The following is a 17,154-nucleotide window of genomic DNA, read 5'->3' on the forward strand; positions in this document are numbered from 1 at the left end:
CATGAGGCCGTTAAATTGGGAAGCGACCGGCGAGGCAACCCAAAAGACGACGATGTCAACGGCCCGCGCAGCGAGCTTGTGCTGACGCGACCGCGAGCCCTGTTTAGGTAAGAGAAGAGTAAGGTTCTATGAAAGGCGAATCTACTCTACAGATGGATACGCTGACACCACGTTAGCGTATCTCGTCTATACGTTGGTATCGTCGCAGTGCACACTATTCGTTCAGCTCGAGGAAGCGTGATAACACGTGTTCGGAGATATTTTCGAGTGAAGCAACGACAACTGGCGACGGCTTGGCAACGCCAGTGGTCGGGAGCAGTTAATAAACCTGCATCACGTGTTGACAGGCCGAGCGCATGTCCTGCCGAAGGTCGTGATGGAGGGCTGCGGTGACAGAACCCTCGCGCAATAGCTGCGCCTTCTCCCTGTGCGACAGGTCGCGAAACGCCTCACTTGCGCTAGACTGGTTCGAGCAACCGGAGGGAGACTTGGATGATACGCAAGACGCTCAATGCCTCGCAGCTTCAGCAGGAGGTCAACCGGCGAATCCATCGACTGCAGGAAATTGTCGAGGATGGCGTGAAGATTCGTGTGCCGCGGCCGCAGTTGCAAGAGGTTGACAAGACAGGCTGCAACTGGAACATGACTCACTTCGGCAATGCGGTCGGCTTCGAGCGCGACATTGAGGGCGTGCTCAAGGCGGTGCGTGCGGAATACAATCTCAATACCGAAGTGAAAGACACCTGCAACCCGTTTGCGGACTAACCTTCTCGGCGTCGCCTTCTTCCGGCCCTAAGGGACGCTCGATGTGAATGAGGCCACGACGCCTGTCGAGCTGTCGTGACGTCATTAGGCCAAGCCCGAAGTGATTAGGTGCTTACCCGCTCACGCGGTTGGAAAAGCGCAAGACACGCGCCGGCAAAAAGCGCTGCCGCGATGACGTATATGCCGGCGTTGGTACTGTTTGTCGCGTCCTTCATCCAGCCCACGATGGTGGGGCTGACAAAACCCGCGAGGTTGCCCACTGAGTTTATCAGTCCGATGCCGGCTGCTGCTGCACCGCCGCCCAGCATGGCGCTCGGCCACGCCCAGAAGACCGGCATCGTTGCGAGTACCCCTGCTGTACCCAGGGAGAGCGCCACCATAGCGAGTCCAACGTTGGAGCCAAAGATGGTGGCGGCCAGCAGCCCGGCGCTTGCCATAAGTCCGGCTGCCGCGAAGTGCCAGCGGCGCTCGCGCAGACGGTCGGCGCTTCGCGCGATCAGCAGCATCGCGACTATGGCACAGCCATAGGGAATGGCCGTCAGCATGCCGATGTCCAGCGCATCCTTGACGCCTGCGGCCTTGATGAGCGTTGGCAGATAGAAGCCCACGCCATAGAGACCCATCATGCAGCAGAAGTAAATCGCTGCCATGAACCACACGCGACCGTTGCCGAGGACACTTCCTACCGTGGCGTGCAGCTTTCCAACACCGTCCTGCGCAATCTTCTCCTCAAGAAGCTTCTTCTCGGGTTCCGTGAGCCACTTTGCGGCGCGAATTCCGTTCGGCAGATAGATGAGCGTGATGACGCCAAGAACGATGGAGGGGATGGCTTCCAGCAGGAAGAGCCACTGCCAGTTTGCGAGGCCATGCACGCCATTGAATGCCTGCATAATCCACCCCGACAGCGGGCCGCCGATGACCCCTGCAACGGGGATGCCGATCATGAACAGCGCATTGACACGACTGCGGCGCTCGGCCGGATACCAGTAGGTCAGGTAGAGAACGATACCGGGGAAGAAGCCGGCTTCGGCAATGCCAAGCAAAAAGCGCAATACATAAAACGAGGTTGGCGTTGACACGTAAAGCGTGGCGGACGAAATAACCGCCCATGTAATCATGATTCGACTAATCCAGACCCGGGCGCCGAAGCGATGCATCAGCACATTGCTGGGAACTTCGAAGAAGAAATACCCGATAAAGAAAATGCCGGCGCCGAGACCATAGACCGTGTCGCTGAACTTCAAGTCGCTGAGCATCTGCAGTTTTGCAAAACCGACGTTGACGCGGTCAAGGTAAGCGGCGACGTAGCAGAGAAACAGAAAGGGCAGAAGGCGCCAGGTGACTTTGGAGTAAGCGAGGGATTCCAACTTGTCCCGGTCGATACTGGGATTCAGAATTGTAGCGTTCATTGTCTCGTAATGCTTTGGAAGTTATCTGTATGCACCCTCAGGTCGTGCGAGGACCGCAATTGCCAGACGCGAATCCGGCAGCATACTGAAGAATTCGATTTCACGCTGTCTGTCTCGTGAAAGGTCAATGTCGAATCGCCAACGCAAGCGAGCAGCGAACCCATCCAGACGCGGACGCTTTGCCGAACGACACGACAGCTTGGGTGAGTGCCCGGGCGTCTTCGTCTTCTTCGATATTGCCGACGAAGGACTTGTCAATCTTTAGCGTGCTGATGGGAAACCGCTAATGTACGCAAGATTGGCGTAACCGGTCCAGAAATCGTCTGGTACGACCTCTGCCCATACCTCAACCCGCCGCCAGTCCAGAGATTGCGCGTTACAGCGACTCAACGGCTTCGAGTCGCGCTTGCGCTATCTGCGCAATCTGGCCGGGGTGATGGCAATGGTATGCGCCGAACAGCTGTGAGCATAGCTGGGCCAGTGAAACCAGGTCTACGGCCTGATCTCCATGCTCTACTTCGCGCGCGTTGAGTACGTCATCGAGAACTGGAGCGAGACGGCGCAATCGTACAAACGTGCTGGCGTCTAGTTTCATGCTGAATCTCCTGTGGCCAGACTGTGCAGTTCACCGAGTCGGCCAGCACCAAGGCGATGCTCACCCTCCGTATGCCTGGCCTGTTAAATCTCGTCTGCATGCAACGAGTTCGTGATGCCTCTACCCGGACGGAGTGGCAATGCAAGGGCCGGCATAGGTCGGCATCCCAGTCCACAAGGCAATGCCCTTATATTGACCTTTTGAACTGACCGTATGCTGACCGGCAGATTACGAGTCTGTCATCGGCGCCTCCACGGTCACTCCTCGATGCGACGCGCGGCTACCGACAAACGGTTTGCCCATCGCAGGGCAAACCGTTCTCTACCGGAGCCTGCGTTGTTCGGCGCGATGCTTGGCGGATGGACTGCCTGCAGCGCGATGACAACAGTTACGCGTCCCATTCCGGCGCGAACGGCGGAGTGACGAAACGGTGGTTCTTCGGCAACAACGCAATAGCACGCCGGTCATCATCGTCGAGTTTCACCGCCAGCGCATCGAGATTGGATTTCTGACTTTCGCGGCGTTGAGCCTTAGGAATAACGGCCACTCCGTCCTGTTCCAGAAGCCACGCAAGAGCAACCTGGGCAGCGGTCGCGCCATGCTTGATGCCGATTCCCTCAAGTACCGGGTCGCTTGCTGCCCTGCCTTGTGCCAACGGGGCATAGGCGACAAGTGGGATGCCTTTTTCGCGCAAATAGCTCAGCATTTTCGACTGGTCCAGAAACGCGTGGTATTCAATCTGGTGGCAGGCGATGGGTGCGCCGATTTCCTCGATGGCTTTTCGCAGCATCGTCATGTTGAAATTGCACACACCGATTGAGCGAACGGTGCCGTTCTGCAGAAAGCCTTGCATTGTTTCCATGACGGCGCCGAGGTCCATGTCACGCGACGGCCAATGCACCATGTACAGGTCAACGTAGTCGACACCGAGCTTTGCGAGGCTGGCGTCAAGGGCGCGACGCAGCGCATCCGGCGCGAGGTTCTCGTGCCATACCTTGGTGGTCAGATGCAGTTGCTTCCGCGCGAGACCCGAGGCCGCAATTGCGGCGCCTACGGCTTCTTCGTTCTGGTACATCTCGGCGGTGTCGATGTGCCGGTATCCGAGCTCCAGCGCACTTTCAACTACTGGCTGGCAACCTCCGCCCGGCATACGGAATGTGCCAAATCCGAGGCGGGGCAGTTCAATTCCCTGTGTCTTCAAAGCTTCCATGGTTGCTCTCCCAAGCTGGTCCTGGTTTGTGGCGTAAGCCGCCGTAGCGTTCAGGAGGACAATCTCTCATTTCTTGATTGTTGAATAAAGTACGTGCCGTTCAAATCACTCGTGATTAAACTATCTGAATGAGATTCGCCTCGGAGAGGGCATGACATTTGATGGTCGACTGTTTTCTGGCATCACCGTACTCGCCGCAGTCGCAGAGAGCGGCAGTTTCGTGCGCGCGGCAGATGCTCTCGGCTTGTCGCCATCGGGCGTTAGCCGTGCTGTTTCACGCCTCGAAAAGCGGGTGGGGGTGCGGCTGCTTGACCGAACGACGCGCTCGCAAACACTGACCGACGAAGGGAGGCGACTATATGAAGCGGTTGGGCCGCACCTGACCGGCATCGAAGAGGCGGCTTCAGCGGCATCGGGTTCGGCGAACGTCGTGCAGGGAAAGCTTCGCGTCAACGTCGACCCGTTCTTTTCAAGAACGGTGCTGGCGTCAAGATTGCCGGATTTTCTGGCACAGCATCCTGACCTCTCGCTCGAACTCATCATGCGCGACGACGTCGGCGACCTCGTGGCAGATGGATTTGACCTGGCGGTGCGTTTTGGACCCCCGCCACTGGGAACACTGATTGCGCGCAAGCTGCTCGATACGCGCATCATTACAGTCGCGTCTCCACGCTATGTGGCTGAGCACGGGCAGCCCGGAAAACCGGAGGAGGTGAGCAAACATCAGCGAATCATGTTTTATAACCCCGTGACGGCCAAGCCTTTCGAGTGGGAGTTCCATCGGGGTAAGAAGGTCACGGAGATACCCGCAGAAGGGCGTCTGCTCGTGTCGGACGTGGAAACCATGCTGGGCGCGTGTATCGCCGGCGCTGGCATCGCCCAGGTGATGGAGATTGGCGTCGAGCAGGTAATGCGTGATGGCTTGCTTGTGGACCTCTTCCCGCACTGGCCGGACGAAAGATTTCCGCTGTATGCGCTCTTTCCGTCCCGGCGCCATCGAGCTGCGAAAGTCGACGCGTTCATTAATTTCTGCCTCGAGTCATTATCCGCGGCCGCACCCGTTACGCACCGTCAGATAGGTCTCCGGGGGAACAGCGGCAGCGCAAAAGCTAAGGCGCGCACGTCATCGCGCCCATGACAATTGATATCAAGCCGAGTACGGAGTAACTGGTAATGCCGCAAGGAACAACCCGGTTCTCTTCGAAACCTATTCCGAGAAACAAACTGGTTTGTGGCGTCGACGTACAGGTACGTTCACGCGGTGCCGTCTTCGCAGCGGAAAGCGGCTGAGTCAGTCACGACGACCGCTGATACCAGTTACGGGACGAGTTAACGACCTTGACTACGACCAGCATGACCGGCACTTCGACGAGTACGCCGACCACTGTTGCCAATGCCGCACCGGACTTCAGACCGAACAGGCTGATGGCCGTTGCAACAGCAAGTTCAAAGAAGTTGGACGCGCCAATCAGGCAGGACGGTGCAGCAACGTCGTGCGATACGCCCAGTTGCCGGTTCGCCAGGTAGGCGAGCGACGAGTTGATAATCACCTGAATCAGGATAGGCACCGCGAGCAGCAGGATGACGAGAGGCTGAGCAATGATTTGCTCGCCCTGGAACGCGAAGAGCAGCACAAGTGTCAGTAGCAGCGCAGCGATGGAGAACGGGCCAATCTTCGAAAGCGCTTGCTGGAAGGCCTGCTCGCCCTGACGTAGGAGAGTCTTGCGAATAAGCTGCGCAATGATGACGGGGATGACGATGTAGAGCACCACCGAGGTCAGCAATGTATCCCAAGGCACCGCAATGTTCGAGATGCCGAGCAGCAGACCCACGACCGGGGCAAACGCGAACACCATAATCAGGTCGTTCAACGCGACCTGTGACAGCGTGAAGTAAGGGTCGCCTTTCGTCAGCTGACTCCAGACGAAGACCATCGCTGTGCAAGGCGCCGCAGCCAGAAGAATCAGGCCGGCCACGTAGCTGTCGAGCTGGTCGGCGGGCAGAAGCGACGCGAATACGTGCCGCACGAAGACCCATGCCAGAAACGCCATCGTGAACGGTTTGACCGCCCAGTTGATGACCAGCGTCACGCCAATTCCTTTCAGCTGCGTGCGGACTTTGCCAAGCGAAGCGAAGTCAATGCGCAACAACATCGGAATTATCATGACCCAAATCAGAATCCCGACGGGGAGGTTGACGTGGGCAAACTCCAGCGTCGATACGGTGTGGACAGCGCCGGGCAACAGCTTGCCGAGAACGATGCCGACCACAATGCATAGCGCGACCCACACGGACAGATAGCGCTCGAAAAAACCAATGCCACTCGGCGCCCGCCGCGCGGCCTTCGCGGCTGTTTGACTGCCCGCCATCGTTACTCTCCCTTCTCACGCAGCGACGTGCCGATGTTCTGCATTTCCTGCTGGACCGCAACGCGGTCCAGCTCTTCGAGCGGCAGATTCGCGAAGAGCTCGATGCGCTTCTTCATCTGCACGTAGGCCTGCAGAAATGCCTTGCGCTTGGCGTCGTCGGAGCCCTCGGCCGTCGAGGGGTCGGGTATGCCCCAGTGTGCTTTCGCAGGGTGACCGGGCCAAATTGGGCATACCTCGCCGGCCGCGTTGTCGCAGACAGTAAAGATGAAATCGATTTGCGGTGCGCCGTCTTCAGCGAATTCATCCCAGCTCTTGCTGCGTAGCCCTTCGGTCGAAATCTGCTGTGAACGCAGCAGGTCAAGCGCAAAGGGGTTCGGAGCAGTGCCAGGGTGACTGCCGGCGCTGTACCCCACGAAACGGTCGCTCGCGAGTTCATTCAATGCCGCTTCCGCCAGAATGGAGCGTGCGGAGTTGTGGGTACAGAGGAATAAGACATTGTATCTTCGGGGTTCGGTCACAGATTTCTCCTGGCGACGTTTGGTCTAGGCAGCTTCGAATTAATCCATATCTCCAATATAATGGAAACGTTGTGATGCAGCAAGCGCGGGCGCGCTCTGTCGTTCGTCGCTGGCAGCGGTGAAGTCTGGGGTCGACTGTTCCACCCCGCGCCGGCGGCGCCGCGTTAGAATCGGCACATAACCTTGAAGACAGAGCCTTATGAAGGAAAAAGACGCCATCAAAGCTTTGGCCGCGCTCGCACAGCCGACGCGCCTGGCTATTTTTCGCCTGCTCGTCACAGCCGGCCCGGAAGGTCTCAACGTCGGAGTCATCCAGGAGCATCTTGACCTGGCTAGCGCGACGCTCTCCTTCCATCTCAAGGAGCTGACGCATGCTGGCCTGGTAACGTCTCGTCAGGAAGGTCGCTTCGTATATTACGGGCCCGAAATCGAGCACATGAACGACCTGGTTGGCTTTCTGACCGAGAACTGCTGCCAGGGAGTGGACTCGGCTGCATGCAAGCCCGCCAAGAAAGTGAAGTGCAAGCCCGTGACCGCATGAACAGGCGCTTGATGCGGTAAGTCGCGCAGGAACACACGTCCATCATCCGCATCAGTATCCAACTGCAACGGCCGCCTCGCCGACCTTGGGCGGCCGTTTGTTTTGATGCTGCGGATTCAGCCGCAGCAGACCTTTTTCTCAATCACAGCGGGGATGGACGTGGAGGGGGCGCAGCACGCGCCGCTGGGCTCCGACATGGCCGCCTGTCGGCTGTCTGCGCCAAACACAGGAATGTTGCCGAGCGTGTGATAAGTCTCCCATGGCACTCCAGCGGGGTCCTGCGTCCAGTACTTGTTGGAACTCGCGTAGCAGCACTGGGCTGCAGGCTGGTCCTCGACGCTGACGCTCCCCGCGACCACCTGCGCGCGCAGAGCCGCCAGTTCCTCGTCGCTGTCGACCTGAAAGCCCAGGTGATTGACGCCAGTTTCACCGCCGCGCGCTGAGATGGCGAAATTCATGCGCGGGTCCTCGAGCATCCACTTTGCGTAATCGTCCTTGAGCACGGAAGGTTCCGCGCCAAACATACTGCTGTAAAAACGCACGCTTTCGTCGAGTTTCGGGACAACAACGTGCACGTGAAATCGCTTCATTCAAGTCTCCGTTTCGTTGGTCGCACAGCCGCATTGCTCTGCTTGCTCGGCCGCGCAGCAGTTTTCCATCAGGAAATCCATCAGCGTCTGCATGTGGTCATAGCTGGCGCAATAGATGATGAACCGGCCCTGGCTCTTGCCCTCGATGAGCCCTGCGTGTGCGAGCTCCTTCAGGTGAAATGACAGCGTGGGTGCAGGCAGCCCCAGCTTTTCGGCGATGGCACCCGGACTCATACCCGAGCGTCCGGCTGTCACCAGAAGGCGAAAGACCGCGAGACGCGTCTCGTGCGCAAGCGCCGCGAGCGCCTTGACTGCCAACTTCGAATCCAGGGTTGCCATCACAGTCCTTTATTGGTTACTCGCCTGAACTTCCTTGCGAGAATGGTCGGCGATTGCCCGGGAAGCCAGGTCAGTCGTGGGGTCGAGCGGACGGCCGTCTTTCACCCGTTCGCTGTAACGGTCGACCAGGTAGTCGGCACGGCCGCGGAGTAGCAGCGTGAATTTCACGAGTTCCTCCATGACGTCCACCAGGCGGTCGTAGTAGGACGACGGTTTCATCCGGCCGTCCTCTTCAAACTCTTCAAACGCCTTGGCAACCGACGACTGGTTGGGGATGGTGAACATACGCATCCATCGTCCCAACTGGCGGAGTTGGTTCACCGAATTGAAAGATTGCGAACCGCCGCTGACTTGCATGACAGCCAGCGTGCGCCCCTGCGTCGGACGGATGCCGCCGCTGACGAGCGGGAGGTGGTCAATCTGCGTCTTTATCAGACCGGTGATGGTGCCGTGCCGCTCCGGGCTGCACCACACGTGCCCCTCTGACCACAGCGAAAGCTCGAGCAGTTCCTTCACTTTCGGATGGTGCTTCACGTCGACGTCGTCTGCGTGCGGCAGACCGCGCGGGTCGAAAATCCGCGTTTCGGCACCGAACGTCTGCAACAGGCGAGCGGCTTCCTCGACGAGCAACCGCGAATACGACCGCTCACGCAGCGAACCGTAGAGCAGCAGAATCCTGACCGGCGGCTGCCCCTCCATTCCGAGGCGTGTCGCGATATCGGTGTCGAAAAAATCTGTTCTGGCGGCCGGAAAGCTCTGGTCGCCATTGATTGCGTGAACTGTCATCTCATTACCCTGCTATTTGACATTTCCAACTATATGGAGGTGTTTGATCGATTCAACGCGCTTTGCAGCGCCCCGGAACACGACCTTCATCACCTCATTAGTTGCATTCTACTACATTTCCGGTATTCTGGAAATATGAAATGCTTGGGGCTGTCATGGACTGCGAAGACCGGGTTATGACGGAGTCGCTCGCGCCTGTGTCGGAAGGGGACCACCTTCACGAGCGCGTCGGCGCTGTCATCACGTATAGATTCGCATCGACAACATTCTTTTGCTGCGCCGCCTTTCGCACCGGCTGCGGGACCGTCCACAAACTGAGCCAGATGAGGGGCTGAAAAATTGAGCACAATGTCGAGCCGAAGTGAGAACGTCAGCGGAAACACCGCTCCCCGAGATAACAAAGACAGTCTGGTTACATGGGCGTTGGCACTAGCGCAGCTAGTCTCCTGGGGCTCCGTCTACTATTCATTCTCCCTGCTGGTTGTGCCCATGGAGCAATCCATGGGCTGGAGCAGAACGGCGACAAATGCCGCCCTTTCGGTCGGGTTGCTGGTTTCCGGGTTTGCCGCATATCCAATTGGTCGCTGGATTGACCACGGATTCGGGCGCCGCGTGATGGTGGCCGGCTCGGTCATCGCAGCCGCAATGCTGTTGCTTTGGGCCGACGCGCAGTCGCTGACGTTGCTCTTTGTCGCGTGGATTGGCCTTGGGATTGCTATGGCGTCTACGCTTTATGACCCAGTTTTTGCCGTCGTAACGCACCGATATCCGCACAGTTTCCGGACCAAAATCACCCTCATTACGCTGGTGGGCGGATTCGCCAGCACGGCCTTCATTCCACTCACCCAGTTTTTGGTTGGCTCGGTTGGATGGCGGGCATCACTCGTCGTTCTTGCTGCCGTGAACCTGGCCATCTCCCTGCCAATTCATGTCCTCGCCGTCCGCTCGTCCCGGTTGCACGGCGAGGCGCGGCCGAATCACGGCGAGGTCAAAGCGGCGAATGACGAAGCCACACGTCGCGCGCTCCGCACGCCCACGTTCTGGGCTCTCGCCGTCTGCTTCACGGCCTACTACGCGACGTTCGCGGCGCTTACATTTCATCTCGTGCCGCTCATGGTCGAGCGAGGAGTATCGAATGCCGTGCTGGTCACAACCATGGCGCTCATCGGTCCCGCTCAGGTCGCCGCTCGTGTAGCGTGGTTCACATTCGGCCGGACCGTACACGTCAGTACCGTGGGCATCATTATCGTGACGCTGTTCCCGCTCTCGACCGTTCTCCTGATAAGCGCTGGTCACTCGGCCGCGCTTCTATGGCTATTCGCGCTTTGCTACGGCGCTGCGAATGGCATGATGACCATACTCCGCGGCACCATCGTTCAGGACCTGATGTGGACCGAAGGCTACGGTGCGGTCAGCGGCATGCTTTCGTTTCCGTCGAATGTCGCCAAGGGGATAGCGCCGATTGCCGCTGCCAGCATCTGGAGCTTCACTCACGGCTACGTAGCTGTCGAATGGACCGTGTTTCTCGTCTCGATACTGTCAGCAATTGCCTTCTTCGTTGCCGTCCGCGAAAGTCGTCGCGTGGTTGCCAGCGCAGCTTGATACTGCTTCACCCGTGCCAATCATCAATCCCTTTGCCATGAAGATACGTGCCGCCCGAAGAGGTGACCTCGATGCCATCAAAGCATTGCTCGCAGAGAACCAACTGCCGGTTGCCGATGTGGATGCAGCCTTGCTCTTGGACTTCCTGGTAGCTGAAGATGCCAACGGCAGGATTGTTGGCAGTGTGGGTATTGAGCGATTTGGTCGCGCGCGCCGGATACATCGGCCCAATGTGTGCCGGCACGACGCGCCGAACTCGATACGATCCTGTCAGCCGGAGCCGTCAATAAGACCAGTAGCCGAGGCGTTGCGGGTAGCTGTAAACCACGGGGCCCGGCACGTACGCGACAGGAGGCGGAGCGTAAACAGGAACCGTGGAATAGACGGCCGGTTGGGAAATACTGTTGCCCTTTGAGGCCATGCACTGCGCGTAGGCGGCTGTGTATCGCGCCTGCAGACTGGCCGAAGTGGCTTGCGAGTCGTTTGCACCTACCGCACTGCCGAGCAGCAAGCCCGCGCCCGCACCGATCGCTGCGCCGACGCCGGCGTCGCCTGCCGCTGCGCCGAGCAGCGCGCCAGCGGCCACTCCACCTATGGTTCCGATCGCACTGCTGCCGACGCCGTTTGGTATGGCGCTGTGAGCCGGTGCGGCGGCATTGTCCGAGTGGAATGCGTAGTCCCGGCATGCGTAGTCTTCCTGCTGGAACACGCTTATTGGTTTGCCATTTGGCGGCAATGCGACGACGGACGGCCCAGTCGGCGGGATGACGGCACAGCCGGTGAGCGCGGCGGCGATCAAGCATGCGGGCAAGGCTATGCGTGTGGTTCTTAAGAGCTTCATGATGTTCACGTCCCCTGATTCGATGAAGCCATCTTGAACGCGCAGAGTTAGCCCTGAATTAGATTGACGCTGTGCGGGCGAGGGGACGTACGCGCTGATGCTATCCGCCGCAGCGGCTCACCCGTTGCTCGGAAAATACGATGCGTCGACGAGATGGTGTTCGCGGGTGAATGTGCCGTAGATGTGTTGCGGGTTCTCGACGTCCTTGTTGTAGTACTCGTGCCACCAGCTTGCCGACTGCCAGATCGCCTCGGGGCAACTGGACCGGCTCTCGAGTCCTGGCGTGAGATCAAATCCATTGGCGGCATAGGCCGTCTCCAGCATCGCAGCCGAAGGCATGCCGAAGCCTTCGCCCAGTGGATTCGACGGTACGCCGCAACCCCACGCATAGCCGATCCAGCGCAGCAGTAGACTCGACAGATCAATCGACATGCGCTCACGGCGCAGTTGCGTGAGACTCGCTTGAATCGCTTTGGCCGCCACGGGCCACAAGATGAGCGCCAGGTTCGGATACTGTTCGGACGAATCGATATGCGCCAGCGTGCCCGTCTGAATCGCGTTGCAAATGGGCGCAAATCCGTCCGGCGGATACCATGCTTCAGGCCCAAGCGACACGCTGATCACTTCCGTGTCCTTCGTCGCGGCTTTGGTTTTCATGTCAACGAACATAGCCTGCGACCATGAACTCGGCGACATGTCGCTGCGCACGTGCGCCTGCGCGAGTCGCAAGCGGAACGACAGCGGATCGGCGCCGCCTATCAGGAGGACGAAGCTGTAGTCCGCGATGTTTTTCAACGGGACGCTCTTGAGTGCCCGGTTGATCCACACGATGTTGCTTTCTTTCTTCTGCCGTCTCAGCTCGACCAGATTCTTATTGCGTGAGGCCGCTCTTGACCGGCGCGCGATGACTGACATGATGGTGTCTCCTTTATCGTTTCAGTGAGCAGCCGTCAGTTTGAAATGCGTGCTCCAACGCGTTTTCGCGTTCACTTCCTGGTCGTGATGAAGAGGCATGTAGTCGACCTGCACATCGAGAGACCCGCCCACACGCTGAATGCCGAGCATCAGCGCAAGATTGCCTCTCATCGATGAAGAGGGGTGAGGATCGAGCGTCGTCGGCAGCAGGAGCGACTGATAGTCGCCCAAGCTGCCGAATCTCGATGGCGGATCTTTGGGAGTAGGGTGCGTGGGCCAAGGATCGCGTGGTCCGAACCAGCCGGCAATCGCCGACTTGACCTTCTTGAATTCGTCGATCCCGATCGACTTGACCAGCGAAGTAGGCGATGAAATCACTTCATAAACGGGGCCGCGGTTCAACGTATCGGCGCGCAGTATCCTGCCCCAGTGAACATCGCCGGTCAGGCAGGTCAGCGGCAATCCCGCAGTCGAGACGCGCTCTATCTGGTCCACCATAAAGCGATAGTCGGCTTCGTAATTCGCCAGCTCGTAGTCCGCCACATGGCCATCGAACGCGCTCGCCGGATCGGCAAAGAGCGATTGTCCCGTCAATAGAAAACCGTAGCGGGGCTTAGGCGTGCTCGCGGAGGCAACGAGCTTGTCCACCCACGCAACGAGCGCATTGCGGCCCGCGTTGCCGAGCAGTGCGCCGGGCGGGTCGAGCATCGTTGCATGATCAGGCGCATCGCCGACGCCCCTTTCGCGCTGACTGCGCGTATCCAGCAACAGGATCGTGAGCGGTTCTATGTCGATCACACGCGGCTGCCCCATCGAGCCCGGGTAACCTTGCTGAAACATGCCGAAGCCGATTTCGGCTGCGGCGCGCCAGCGGTCCCGGCCGGCTTCCGTCCAGCTGTTCTGGATGAGCGGACTCTTGAAGGGGGCATTGTTCCAGTACTCGTGATCGTCCGGAATCGACGCGACGGGCGCCAGCGAGAGCAATTGTGGAAACCCCTCTGGAATGCCACTTCCGTTCGCAGGCGACGCACCGGGCGCATACCAGTTGCTCACGTAGTCTTCCTGGAACTTCGCTTCGAGCCAGGCCTGGTTATCCTGAAAGTTGAGTTCCGTGGGCAGATCCAGATAAACCTGATCGCCCGCGAACAGCACGAGGTCTGGACGCGGCTTATATGAAGAGATCCATCTGCCCGCTTCTCCATGCCGGTCCTGTGCGCCGTGAAAACATGACAGAAGCAGCAGATTGAATCGCTCGCCGAATTCCTGCGGGATCGCTTGAGGCAGGGTGCGAAACGACCGCACGACGGTTGCGGCGGCGTCTACGCTCAATCCGACTTCATGCTCGGACGCGGGCGCAAGGCCACTGAATTCGACAATGGTGGAGCAGAACGGGAGCTTTCCCTGAACCTTCCAGCACTGCAGCGGGCGCACTGTCGAAGGCACGACCGGATTGCCGCCGACTGTCCAGGCCAGTGCCGATGCAGTGCCATTGGCAGCCGCAAGAATACCTGCCCATACGCGCAACGTCGTGGCGTTATCGGCGACGTGATTCACAAGGGACACGATCATTTCGATGGCCCGGAAGAATGAGTCGATTCTTGTGTTTCGAACGGGCAATACCTATCCGGCGCAATCGAAGTTGCGCGGACGAGCACGGATTCGATGGCCCACCCAGTCAAGATGGAATTCTCCCAACAGCATAGAAATAGACCTGACAATTTGTAATGAGGGTTTTCCGGTGAAATCGAAAAAAACCACGGCAACGCGGGAGAGAGTAACTTTCGGATGGGAGTCCGGCCGGTTGCGGTTCGCAAGCAACCGGTCACCGCTGAAACGAAGCCGTTAGGAGGATCTGCCGTGAATACCAAGCAAAGTAAAAAGGGACATCTCGATGCTGCTGCATCGCATCACGAGCAAGCAGCGCGATTTCACCGGGAAGCATCGCAGTATTACGAGGCGGGCAAGGATTACGATCACGCCGCTCATCAGGCAGTATTGGCGCAGGGCCATGCGCTGTTTGCCATCGACGAGTCCAATCTGGCCGCCAAACATACCGGCGCGCCATTGCCGCCGGGGTCCATTGACAGCGGGCTGACTGCTGCGCGACATCATGCAGCTGCGTCGGATCTTCATGGGCAGGCGGCGCAACATCTGCGGCGCGCGGCAAAGCTTTTCGATGATGATCGCAGCGCCGTCGCCCATGAAACGCAGTTGGGGTTTTCGCTTGCGTCACGGGCGCTTGCGCATGGCAACGAAGCAGCCAGGCAATATGTTGCGTCGCTGCGGGAAAAGGGCGTTTGATCTTTACTTGAAAACGAGAAGCGCGCTAGCGCTTCTCGCATATGCCGACCACGGAAAGATGGGCCCGGCATGTACAAAACGTCTCGTGACAAGGAGGACGGTTGTATCAAGGTTGTCCTCAAGCCCTGGAGTTAATCCACGCCGCCGTCTGACTCGTTGTCGGAAATGATTTTTCCGGAGCTGTCTAGGATCGCGGCTGCCGTCCCGGCCGCGGCTCTCGGCGGATCCATCGTAAGCAGGCTCGAGGTGTCGCCCTGCGCCCTGGCGGTCGACATTGCGATGTCGACCGGCGCCCTAAGCGTTGCCACAAAACGTTGGAAACTCGCTTGCATGACGGAGGCCAGTTCTCCCCCAGTTTCTACGGCAATTTCTTCGACGTGACGCCAATACGCAAACGTCTTTTTCACTGCGGCGGGTAGCTGCTGCGACTGAAGATCGATCACTTCACTGAAAGACTGAAATGAAAGCGCCGCCCCGGCCAACACCTCCTGTTCGCGCAGAGATGTCTTGACGGTTTGCACATTCAATTCGACGATTCTCTCCAGTCCGGTAGCGGCGCAACCCACCCAGTCGAAGACGGTGGGAAAATCGGCGTCGCGGCGAAAGAGGGGGGAGTATTCCAGGGTAGTAGGGTGCATAGGAGGCTCGGTGAGGGTAAAGGGGCAGGCACGTGCCGGCGTTGAGCTACTCAGCAACCGTCGTTCCACCACTGGTGGTTTGCACTGCATGCGCTCTGCCGTTCAGCGTCGCGCTTTCTTCTTTTTCGGTTTTGCCGGCGCCAGCGCCGCCGTCCAGAAAGCGCTCGTTCCTCGTTTTGCCGCTGCCAGAGCCAAATCCGAATCCTTGCAGAGGATTGGGACGGGAAAGAGGCGAGAGCGATGACGTGCCGATCGCCGCGCCGAGCACACTCAGAATCAGATAGGCAATCAGCGAGAGGATGACCCCCGCGATCACAGAGCCCCACGAAACACGGGGTAGTCCGCTCTGGGTAGTGAGGAGTTTCATAGTTAGCCTGTGGCGTGGAAGATTAAAAGGAATGAACGCAAGATGGCTTGTGCTCATGACATCCGATCCGCGCAACGGCTGTTCCCGATGCACGGCCGACGCGGTTAGCTGACAAATGCGATGCAAGGACGATCTCTATGGGTGCCGGTTGGATGAATTTCCCCGAGCACTTGCCGCTCAAAAGGCGAAATCCACTTCGGGCTGTTGGGTCGAGGCGATGCCTCGGCCCAAATAGTTACGAAGCTCCTGCACGAATCGTCAAATGAACGGGTGATACGAAACACAGTGCGCCTGCGAACGGGCACAGCGCGTGCTCAATGTTCGTTGCGACGCGGCCTCTCGTTCGACAACGGGCGTCCATTGGCTCGGTCCAGTCGACGTAGGCGTCTGCCTCGCCTGGGCGCAACCCATCACGAGTAATGCGTGACACTCACCTGGAATCGGGGTCCAGGAAGAAAAACGGAGAAACCATGCTTGCCGTCGTCATTCCAGCCCATAACGAGGCTCATCTAATTGGTGCGTGCATCCTTTCGATTATTCGCGCGTCCCGCCATTCCGGTCTCGGCGGCGAGGAGGTGCGCATTTTTGTTGTGATGGACAGTTGCACTGACGAAACGGGATTAATTGCCGCGTCGCTCGGGGCGCAGATCTTATCGGTAGAAATGCGCAACGTCGGCGCGGCGCGCGCGACAGGTGCACAGACAGCGCTGGCGCAGAGCGCCCGGTGGTTGGCTTTCAGCGACGCCGACACAACGGTCGCGCAAGACTGGCTCGTGCAGCAGCTTGACTGTCGAACCGACGCGGTGTGCGGAGTCATCAGCATCGAGGATTGGGCAGGACACGGCGCCGCCGTGCGGCAGGATTTCGTCACGACTTATCGGGACCGCGAGGGGCACCGCCATGTTCATGGCGCGAATCTGGGTGTGTCTGCTGCGGCGTACGTGGCGGTTGGCGGGTTCAGACCGTTCGCGTCAAATGAGGACGTGGCGCTCGTCGAAGCGCTGATCGCAGCAAAGGCATCCGTTGCATGGAGCGCCGCGACGCGAGTGGTGACCAGCGCCCGTCTCGATTCGCGCGCGCCTCACGGCTTCGGCGCGGCACTGCGGGCGGTCAGTCTGCAATTGGCGGCGGCGGACGCCATGGCTAACGACACGAAATTGCAGGCGTGCGAGGATTCGGAGCATTCCGACGCCACACCCTAAAACGCCTCGCCTCATTCAACGATGCGCCATCACGGGAAGAGACTTTGGCGCGGCAAGGACAGGCCAAAAAGCACCAGCAAGAAACCCACGCTTGCAACGGCCAAAGCCGGTTAGCCCCCCAAAGCGCAGTGCAATTTCACACAGCGATCATTCGACAGTCACAACC

General features: G+C 59.0%; 20 protein-coding genes. 6 read left to right on the forward strand and 14 right to left on the reverse strand.

All coding sequences use genetic code 11. The features are described from left to right. The first annotated feature begins 492 nt into the window (after window positions 1-492). Window positions 493-765, forward strand: coding sequence for a hypothetical protein (locus RI103_RS20510; RefSeq protein WP_310817209.1), 273 nt, complete (start codon window positions 493-495; stop codon window positions 763-765). A gap of 104 nt (window positions 766-869) precedes the next feature. Here the strand turns inward: RI103_RS20510 and RI103_RS20515 are convergent, their stop codons facing one another. The 3 genes from RI103_RS20515 to RI103_RS20525 form a co-directional block, all read right to left on the reverse strand. Then, a complete protein-coding gene (locus RI103_RS20515) occupies window positions 870-2,174 on the reverse strand; it encodes an MFS transporter (protein ID WP_310817210.1) in 1,305 nt (434 codons plus the stop codon). A 376-nt stretch (window positions 2,175-2,550) separates the two neighbouring features. Continuing rightward, entirely contained in the window at window positions 2,551-2,769 is a 219-nt protein-coding gene (locus RI103_RS20520) for a hypothetical protein (protein WP_310817212.1), read from the reverse strand. 388 nt (window positions 2,770-3,157) lie between these two features. Continuing rightward, a complete protein-coding gene (locus RI103_RS20525) occupies window positions 3,158-3,979 on the reverse strand; it encodes an aldo/keto reductase (protein ID WP_310817214.1) in 822 nt (273 codons plus the stop codon). A 151-nt stretch (window positions 3,980-4,130) separates the two neighbouring features. Here RI103_RS20525 and RI103_RS20530 point away from each other — a divergent pair, with 151 nt between their 5' ends. Beyond that, a complete protein-coding gene (locus RI103_RS20530) occupies window positions 4,131-5,117 on the forward strand; it encodes a LysR family transcriptional regulator (RefSeq protein ID WP_310817215.1) in 987 nt (328 codons plus the stop codon). A gap of 157 nt (window positions 5,118-5,274) precedes the next feature. On the opposite strand, the gene arsB is transcribed toward RI103_RS20530, so the two are convergent. Then, window positions 5,275-6,348: an ACR3 family arsenite efflux transporter gene (gene arsB, locus RI103_RS20535; RefSeq protein ID WP_310817217.1), complete on the reverse strand. Its 1,074-nt coding sequence runs from the start codon at window positions 6,346-6,348 to the stop codon at window positions 5,275-5,277. 2 nt (window positions 6,349-6,350) lie between these two features. Beyond that, window positions 6,351-6,866, reverse strand: a complete 516-nt coding sequence (locus tag RI103_RS20540; protein ID WP_310817218.1) for an arsenate reductase ArsC — start codon at window positions 6,864-6,866, stop codon at window positions 6,351-6,353. A gap of 199 nt (window positions 6,867-7,065) precedes the next feature. On the opposite strand from RI103_RS20540, the gene RI103_RS20545 reads away from it, so the two are divergent. Next, on the forward strand, window positions 7,066-7,407 hold the full coding sequence (locus RI103_RS20545) for a metalloregulator ArsR/SmtB family transcription factor (RefSeq protein WP_310817220.1): 342 nt from the start codon (window positions 7,066-7,068) through the stop codon (window positions 7,405-7,407). A 116-nt stretch (window positions 7,408-7,523) separates the two neighbouring features. On the opposite strand, the gene RI103_RS20550 is transcribed toward RI103_RS20545, so the two are convergent. From RI103_RS20550 to arsH, 3 genes are read right to left on the reverse strand one after another with little or no spacing between them, the layout of a single operon-like run. Further along, complete coding sequence (locus RI103_RS20550; RefSeq protein WP_310817221.1) at window positions 7,524-7,997, reverse strand: ArsI/CadI family heavy metal resistance metalloenzyme; 474 nt, start codon at window positions 7,995-7,997, stop codon at window positions 7,524-7,526. Next, on the reverse strand, window positions 7,998-8,336 hold the full coding sequence (locus tag RI103_RS20555) for an ArsR/SmtB family transcription factor (protein WP_409077016.1): 339 nt from the start codon (window positions 8,334-8,336) through the stop codon (window positions 7,998-8,000). It abuts the gene before it with no gap. A gap of 9 nt (window positions 8,337-8,345) precedes the next feature. Further along, window positions 8,346-9,122, reverse strand: coding sequence for an arsenical resistance protein ArsH (gene arsH, locus RI103_RS20560; protein ID WP_310817223.1), 777 nt, complete (start codon window positions 9,120-9,122; stop codon window positions 8,346-8,348). Window positions 9,123-9,470: 348 nt separating this feature from the next. On the opposite strand from arsH, the gene RI103_RS20565 reads away from it, so the two are divergent. Further along, a complete protein-coding gene (locus tag RI103_RS20565) occupies window positions 9,471-10,724 on the forward strand; it encodes an MFS transporter (RefSeq protein ID WP_310817224.1) in 1,254 nt (417 codons plus the stop codon). Between the two features lie 7 nt (window positions 10,725-10,731). Here RI103_RS20565 and RI103_RS20570 read toward each other — a convergent pair whose 3' ends face one another. The 4 genes from RI103_RS20570 to RI103_RS20585 all read right to left on the reverse strand — a co-directional run bounded on the left by RI103_RS20570 (window position 10,732) and on the right by RI103_RS20585 (window position 14,043). Next, entirely contained in the window at window positions 10,732-10,968 is a 237-nt protein-coding gene (locus RI103_RS20570; RefSeq protein ID WP_310817225.1) for a hypothetical protein, read from the reverse strand. A gap of 39 nt (window positions 10,969-11,007) precedes the next feature. After that, window positions 11,008-11,565, reverse strand: coding sequence for a glycine zipper domain-containing protein (locus RI103_RS20575; protein WP_310817226.1), 558 nt, complete (start codon window positions 11,563-11,565; stop codon window positions 11,008-11,010). Between the two features lie 117 nt (window positions 11,566-11,682). Continuing rightward, window positions 11,683-12,480: a hypothetical protein gene (locus RI103_RS20580; RefSeq protein WP_310817227.1), complete on the reverse strand. Its 798-nt coding sequence runs from the start codon at window positions 12,478-12,480 to the stop codon at window positions 11,683-11,685. 21 nt (window positions 12,481-12,501) lie between these two features. After that, the gene (locus RI103_RS20585; RefSeq protein ID WP_310817228.1) at window positions 12,502-14,043 is read right to left on the reverse strand and encodes a hypothetical protein; all 1,542 of its coding nucleotides are present in this window, start codon (window positions 14,041-14,043) and stop codon (window positions 12,502-12,504) included. A 294-nt stretch (window positions 14,044-14,337) separates the two neighbouring features. Between RI103_RS20585 and RI103_RS20590 the strand changes: the two genes are divergently transcribed. Then, the gene (locus tag RI103_RS20590) at window positions 14,338-14,781 is read left to right on the forward strand and encodes a hypothetical protein (RefSeq protein ID WP_310817229.1); all 444 of its coding nucleotides are present in this window, start codon (window positions 14,338-14,340) and stop codon (window positions 14,779-14,781) included. A gap of 131 nt (window positions 14,782-14,912) precedes the next feature. Here RI103_RS20590 and RI103_RS20595 read toward each other — a convergent pair whose 3' ends face one another. After that, on the reverse strand, window positions 14,913-15,419 hold the full coding sequence (locus RI103_RS20595) for a phasin family protein (protein ID WP_310817230.1): 507 nt from the start codon (window positions 15,417-15,419) through the stop codon (window positions 14,913-14,915). Window positions 15,420-15,465: 46 nt separating this feature from the next. Beyond that, window positions 15,466-15,843 (reverse strand): hypothetical protein, encoded by a 378-nt coding sequence (locus tag RI103_RS20600; protein ID WP_310817231.1) that lies wholly within the window; start codon window positions 15,841-15,843, stop codon window positions 15,466-15,468. 413 nt (window positions 15,844-16,256) lie between these two features. Here RI103_RS20600 and RI103_RS20605 point away from each other — a divergent pair, with 413 nt between their 5' ends. Next, window positions 16,257-16,988 (forward strand): glycosyltransferase, encoded by a 732-nt coding sequence (locus tag RI103_RS20605; RefSeq protein ID WP_310817232.1) that lies wholly within the window; start codon window positions 16,257-16,259, stop codon window positions 16,986-16,988. The last annotated feature ends 166 nt before the right edge of the window (window positions 16,989-17,154 follow it).

The organism is Paraburkholderia sp. FT54 (genome assembly GCF_031585635.1).
GTDB lineage: Bacteria > Pseudomonadota > Gammaproteobacteria > Burkholderiales > Burkholderiaceae > Paraburkholderia.